The 6,465-nt window shown below is 48.8% G+C and carries 6 protein-coding genes; 4 read left to right on the top strand and 2 right to left on the bottom strand.

All coding sequences use genetic code 11. The features are described 5' to 3' along the window. Both Q0614_RS04295 and dnaJ read right to left on the bottom strand, forming a co-directional pair. The coding region (locus Q0614_RS04295; RefSeq protein WP_298786781.1) for a hypothetical protein at nucleotides 1-346 on the bottom strand (346 nt) is incomplete at its 3' end. Between the two features lie 388 nt (nucleotides 347-734). Next, nucleotides 735-1,826, bottom strand: coding sequence for a molecular chaperone DnaJ (gene dnaJ, locus Q0614_RS04290; RefSeq protein ID WP_298786779.1), 1,092 nt, complete (start codon nucleotides 1,824-1,826; stop codon nucleotides 735-737). Nucleotides 1,827-1,954: 128 nt separating this feature from the next. Between dnaJ and Q0614_RS04285 the strand changes: the two genes are divergently transcribed. The 4 genes from Q0614_RS04285 to murC all read left to right on the top strand — a co-directional run bounded on the left by Q0614_RS04285 (nucleotide 1,955) and on the right by murC (nucleotide 6,234). Beyond that, a complete protein-coding gene (locus tag Q0614_RS04285) occupies nucleotides 1,955-2,626 on the top strand; it encodes a response regulator transcription factor (RefSeq protein ID WP_005870149.1) in 672 nt (223 codons plus the stop codon). After that, nucleotides 2,623-3,864 (top strand): ArsS family sensor histidine kinase, encoded by a 1,242-nt coding sequence (locus Q0614_RS04280; RefSeq protein ID WP_295153002.1) that lies wholly within the window; start codon nucleotides 2,623-2,625, stop codon nucleotides 3,862-3,864. Before Q0614_RS04285 ends, Q0614_RS04280 begins: the two co-directional genes overlap by 4 nt. After that, nucleotides 3,861-4,430, top strand: a complete 570-nt coding sequence (gene recR, locus Q0614_RS04275) for a recombination mediator RecR (RefSeq protein WP_298786777.1) — start codon at nucleotides 3,861-3,863, stop codon at nucleotides 4,428-4,430. Before Q0614_RS04280 ends, recR begins: the two co-directional genes overlap by 4 nt. A gap of 496 nt (nucleotides 4,431-4,926) precedes the next feature. Beyond that, on the top strand, nucleotides 4,927-6,234 hold the full coding sequence (gene murC / locus Q0614_RS04270) for a UDP-N-acetylmuramate--L-alanine ligase (RefSeq protein WP_298786775.1): 1,308 nt from the start codon (nucleotides 4,927-4,929) through the stop codon (nucleotides 6,232-6,234). Nucleotides 6,235-6,465: the final 231 nt, after the last annotated feature.

Genomic DNA, 6,465 nt, shown 5'->3' with positions numbered 1-6,465 from the left:
GCTCCATTATAAATTTTAAAAAATCGTAAAAATATTCAGGCGCAAATTTAACCTCCGCGCTCGTTAGACTGTCGCCTAGATAGTGGATTTCGCCGCTCAAAATCCTCGCTTTTACCACGGGGGTTGCGTCTATGAAGTTCCCGGCGCCAGCAAAGCTCAGGCAGTCCGCGGTCGCGTAATCTTTCAAACCCCGCAAGACGGGCTTGGAGCCGACGAAGGTGAAATTTTCCTCTATAAAGCGCGCTCCGCCCTCGCTCACCTGCCAGCAATCGCCCAAGCTCGATAGAAACGCAAACATCTCATCATCCGCGGATTTGAAATTTGCAGGCTCATTTTTGCGATCCATTTTCGTCCTTTTTAAATTTATAAACCGCTTTTACGGCGCGTAAACCGCTCCGAGCCGTCGTTTAACGCCGCAGTAGCGCTCTAAGACCGCTGCGGATACAGATAAAATTCTACTCGCAAGCATTATCGTATAAAGTCGCCGCGCAGTATTTGCAGCGATCAAACAGACGGCGCTTGGCAAACGGCAGCTAAACGATAGGCGTCCTACTGAACTACGGACGACGAAGATCAAGCAAACTGCGATCAAACGAACGACGCCTAGCGAGCGGCCAAACAAGCAGCAGAAAGCCGACAAACGGCAGGCAGCGGTTAAATTAAAATTCCGCAGCCCACCGAACTAGAGTTTAAATAATCGCCGCGCAAGGCAGATCAAGGCAGATCAAGGCAGTTTACTTGAAAAAATTCTTGATTTTATCGAGTATCCCCTCGTCGTCTCCGCCCTTACTGCCGAAGCTTTCTTGAAGCTCGCGTAAAAGCGCCTCTTGCTTCTCGTTCAATTTTTTAGGCGTCTGAACGTTTACCTGCACGATCAGATCGCCGTTTTTCTTGGTGCGGATATTCGGCGCACCCTCGCCGTAGATCGTGAAGCGCTGCTTGTCCTTCGTGCCTACTTTAAGCTTCAGCTCCGCCTTGCCGCGCGGCGTCGGCACCTCGATGCTCTCGCCCAAGATCGCCTGCGTGAAAAACACCGGCACCTCGATATACAGATCATCTCCGTCGCGCAGGAAGTGGCTGTCTTCCTTCACGCGCACTATCACGTATAGATCCCCGATCTCGCCGGTTTTGGAGACGTTGCCTTTGCCGCTTAGGCGCACGCTCTGTCCGTCGTCTATGCCTGCAGGAATGTCAAATTTAAGGCTCACGTCCTCCTCGGTAAAGCCCTTGCCGCCGCAATCCTTACACCTGTCTTTTACGATCTCGCCCGTGCCGCCGCATTCGGAGCAGCTTTGGATAAAGCTCATATACCCGCGCCTGACGGCGACGCGCCCGGTACCGCCGCAAGCGGAGCAAGTATGCTTCTTTTTATCCTTCGAGCCGGTGGCGTCGCAGGTGGAGCACGGCTTTTTGATCTTGTATTTTATCTCCTTGTGAACGCCCTCTAAAGCCTCTTTAAATTCCAGCGTTACGGCTAGCTCGGTATCTATGCCGTATGGATCGCTAGGGCGTGAGCGACCGCCTCCGCCGAATGCCTGCTCGAAAAAATCGCCGAAAATCGAGCTGAAATCAAATCCTCCGCCGCTCGCGCCGCTATATGCGCCGCTGATGCCCTCTTTGCCGTAGCGATCATACATCCTGCGCTTTTGATCGTCGCTTAAAATTTGATACGCTTCGTTGATCTTTTTAAATTTCTCCTCCGATTCCTTGTCGCCCTGGTTGCGGTCGGGGTGGAATTGCAAAGCGAGCTTTCGAAACGCCTTTTTTATCGTCTCGGCGTCGGCATCGCGCACCACGCCTAAAATTTCATAATAATCTTCTTCCACGAAATTCTCCTTAAACTATACAAAAGGGGCAATTTTATCCAAATTTAATAAAACGCAAGTTAAGACTTAACTATTTTTATGTATAATGCAATATTTAAATTTCAAATCAACGATGCAAAGGATAAAAAATGATAAATGTATTGATGATAGAAGACGACAGCGAGTTTGCACAGCTTCTAACCGAATATCTGGCTAAATTTAACATCCAAGTTACAAACTTCGAAGACCCGTATCTGGGCATTAGCGCGGGGATCAAAAACTACGATCTACTGATTTTGGATCTTACGCTTCCTGGAATGGACGGACTTGAAGTCTGCAAAGAGATCCGCGAGAAATACGACATTCCGATCATCATCAGCTCGGCTAGAAGCGACGTGAGCGATCGCGTCGTAGGCCTTCAGATCGGCGCGGACGATTACCTGCCGAAGCCTTATGATCCAAAAGAGATGCACGCGCGCATCATGAGTTTAATTCGCCGCTACAAAAAAGCCAGCGAAAAGGAAGAAACCGCCACGGATAGCGTATTTCGTATCGACGACAAGCGCCATGAAATTTACTTCGGCGAAGAGTCGCTCGTGCTAACGCCTGCGGAGTATGAAATTTTAGAATACCTAATAAAACAGCATAGCTTTTCGGTATCTCGCGAGCAGCTCGTATACCATTGCAAGAGCCTAAAAGATAAGGACTCAAAGAGCTTAGACGTCATCATCGGACGCCTACGCACCAAGATCGGCGACAGTTCCAAAGCGCCTAAACATATCTTTTCGGTTCGTGGTATCGGTTACAAGCTCATCGGATGAAGCACTCCTTAATCACTAAAATTTCGGTTTTTTTTGTAATCGCGATCATCTTAGTCTGCGTGCTTTTCATCACGTTCGCACGGATGCAGATGAATAGAGCTCTAGGTAGCATGCAGGCTAATCAAATAAACGCGGTCAATAATCTACTTGAGCTATACAAGCGTAATGCCCCTCCCAGCGATATTGAGCGCTACTTCTCCAGCTACGGCTTGGAGCTTGTAAAAGACAAAAATATCATCCAAAACATCATCACGAGTGGTAAAATTTTTTTCGTTCAAGACACCTCTATTGGCGAGTTTAGCTCGGTCGAGTATAATAATTCGCTGTTTTTAAATATAAAAAACAACTCTTTCGTCGTGGTTTTCGAAAGCCTTGGCACGAAGAATTTAAACGATCCGCTTTGGGTCGGGTTTTTGCTTACGATGGCGGTTTTGATCTCACTTTATCTATCAATAGTGCGAAGCTTCACGCCGCTAAAAAAACTAAGCAAAAATATCAAAAAATTCGCTCAGGGCAATCTGGACGTAAATTTAGCCGCTACTCACAGCGAGGACGAGATCGGGCAGGTCGCGCAGGAATTTAACAACGCGATCGCCAAAATTCAAGAGCTGATCCGCTCGCGCCAGCTGTTTTTACGCACCATCATGCATGAGCTTAAAACCCCGATCGGCAAGGGCAGGCTCATCACCGAAATGCTCGATGACGAAACGCAAAAAGAGCGGCTCGTCAATGTCTTCGAGCGGCTTGAAATTTTAATCAACGAGTTTGCTAAGATCGAACAGCTGCTCTCAAAAAGCTACTCGTTAAATTATCAGGATTATCATTTCAGCCTCATTTTAGAGCAAGTAAAAGATATGTCTATGCTCGATAATTGGGATGAGCTCATCAGCACGGATATCGAGTGCGACGCGGTGATAAACGTGGATTTCGGGCTATTTGCGCTGGCGATTAAAAATTTAATCGACAATGCCCTAAAATACTCCAGCGATAAAAAAGTCCGCATCATCTGCGACGAAAACAAAGTAAGCGTCGCCAATCGCGGAGCGGCGCTTGCAAAATCATTCGAGCATTACAAGCAAGCCTTTATCAGAAATAAAGACGAGAAAGCCACCGGTATGGGGCTCGGACTCTATATCATCGATAAAATTTGCGAGCTGCATAAATTCCGCTTCGAGTACAACTACAGCGACGGCACTCACTACTTCTCGATCGTCTTTTCGCCGAAGGGCGCCATATGAGTGGCACAGACAGGTTCGAAGAGCTCGTCGCGAGCTTTGAAAAGCTTCCGGGCGTGGGCAAAAAATCCGCCCTGCGCTTTGCCTACTACGTAAGCGTGCAAAACTCCTTTTTGGGGCTAAATTTAGCACACAATATCGAAGAGGCGGTGCGCGGACTGCATAGATGCCGCATCTGCGGAGCGGTATGCGAGGGCGAGATCTGCGAATACTGCGCCGACGAGGAGCGCGAAAGCGATAAAATTTGCATCGTCGAAAACCCAAAAGATATCTTTATTTTAGAGAGCAATAAAATTTACAACGGTCGCTACTTCGTGCTAGACGCCGCTGACGAAGATAAAATCGCGGCGCTGCGCGAGATGGTGAGCCGAAACGGCGCGCGCGAGCTGATATTTGCGCTGACGCCGGGCATCAACTCCGACGGGATCATGCTCTACGTCGAAGATAAGCTCGCGGGTCTGGGTTTGAAATTTACTAAGCTTGCCCAAGGCGTGCCTACGGGCGTGAGCCTAGATAACGTCGATATGCTCTCGCTGATAAAGGCGATCAACGGGCGCACTGATATTTAAAATTTCGACGAAATTTTAAATTTATGCGGGTAAATTTATAAGCTAAATTTAAAGCGCAAAGCGGCGAATATGTTTCGCACGGAGCCAAGCGGCGAAAAATTTCAGGCGTTAAATTTAAATAGTGGACGTGCGATGAAATTTACCGAAATTTACGCGGCTTCGGTGCGCGATACGATGCGGCAGGCGCCGCGGCAACCCTGCTCGCGGCGAAGCTTAAGGGCCGGTTTGAGCCGTAAATTTTAAGCGCTCGGTTTCGAAGCGGATTTGAGTGCGGAATTTCGAGCGCTCAAATTTTAAAAGGCGAAATTTAAACAGCAAATTTCGGGCGCTAAATTTTAAAAGCGGATCTTAGAAACACCGAGGCCGCACGACGCTGCGAGCTCGTAAAATTTAGAGGCGAATTTCAAGGCGCGAAATGGTTTAAATTTTTAAATTTCGCCCACGCGGGATTTAAAAATTTAAACGTAATTATCTATTATATTATTTAAGGACAAAGGTGAAAAAGGTTCATTTTATCGGCATCGGCGGCATAGGAATATCGGCATTAGCGAGATTTTTACACGAGAAAAATTTTATCATCTCAGGCTCGGATATCAAAGAGAGCGAGACGACCTACAAGCTAAGAGCGGACGGCATGGAGATCATCACGCCGCACGACGCTTCGGCGATAAAGGATCAGGAGATCGTCATCTACTCCGCCGCGATCAAAGAGGACAACGTCGAGCTGCAAGCCGCGCGCAAAAAGGGTATCGTCTGCCTCTCGCGCAAGGAGGCCCTGCCCTTCGTGCTAAAAGACAAGCGCGTCTTCGCAGTCGCCGGCGCGCACGGCAAAAGCACCACGAGCGCGATAACCTCGGCACTGATAGACGGCTCGGTCATCATCGGCGCGATTTCCAAGCAGTTCGGCTCGAATATGAAATATGAAAATAGCGAAAACATCATCTTTGAAGCCGACGAGAGTGATTCGAGCTTTTTAAATTCCAACCCCTACGTCGCGGTCGTGACCAACGCCGAGCCCGAGCATATGGATCATTACGACAACGATTTGGATAAATTTCACGCGGCGTATCGCGGTTTTTTGGAGCGCGCCAAGATCCGCGTGATAAACGCCGAGGATGAGTTTTTAAGCTCCATCAAGCTCGGCTGTATCAAGCTCTTTCCTTCGCGCGATATAACGGATCTAAAGGTGCTACTGCGCGATCATCAGCCGTTTATGAGTTTTAATCTTAAAGAGCTCGGACGCTTCGAGGTTTACGGGCTAGGAAGGCACATCGCCATAGATGCGTCGCTAGCGATCCTTGCCGCGGCGTGCGAGACGGGGCTAGAGCAGATCCGTAAAAATTTACTAAATTACAAAGGGATCAAAAAGCGCTTCGACATCCTGTGCGCCACCCCGAACTTCGTGCTCATCGACGACTACGGCCACCACCCTACCGAGATCAGAGCGACGCTGCAAAGCGCGCGCGAATACGCTAGCCTGCTAGGGCTTAGCAAGATTACAGTGATCTTTCAGCCGCACCGCTTCAGCAGGCTTAAGGCGAATTTAAACGCTTTTAAGGAGTGCTTCGCAGGCGCTTTGGAGCTAGTGGTGCTGCCCGTTTACGCCGCGGGCGAGCCGAGCAACGGCATCGATCTGAAAGAGGAATTCAAGGGACTGGGCGCGCTATTTACCGAGCGCGTCTTTAGAAACGGCGAGAAGATAGAATTTAGCGATATTTTCGGCGTCCGCCACATCATAAACGACGGCCTCGTGATTGGCTTCGGTGCAGGCGACATTACCTATCAGCTACGCGGAGAATTTTAAGCTTGAAAACTCTCGCCGAATTTACGAGCCAAACTCCGTAGCGGGCGGGCAAGGATAAAATTTGAGATTTTTGGTGTTTATTTTCGCATTTTTATTTATCGCGGCGATCTTTTTCGTGCGAGACGAAATTTTAAGCAAAAAGGCTAAAATCATCATCACGGCGCTTATCGTGCTGCTGTGCGCGGGGGCGTATTTTTACGAAAGCGCGAGCGAGCGATCCGCCAAGCTTGA

Origin of the sequence: uncultured Campylobacter sp., from assembly GCF_937997595.1 — a bacterium.
In the GTDB taxonomy this organism is placed as follows: Bacteria; Campylobacterota; Campylobacteria; order Campylobacterales; family Campylobacteraceae; genus Campylobacter_B.
The sequence above is the reverse complement of the archived record's forward strand: the minus strand, read 5'-3'. Positions and strand labels throughout refer to the sequence as shown.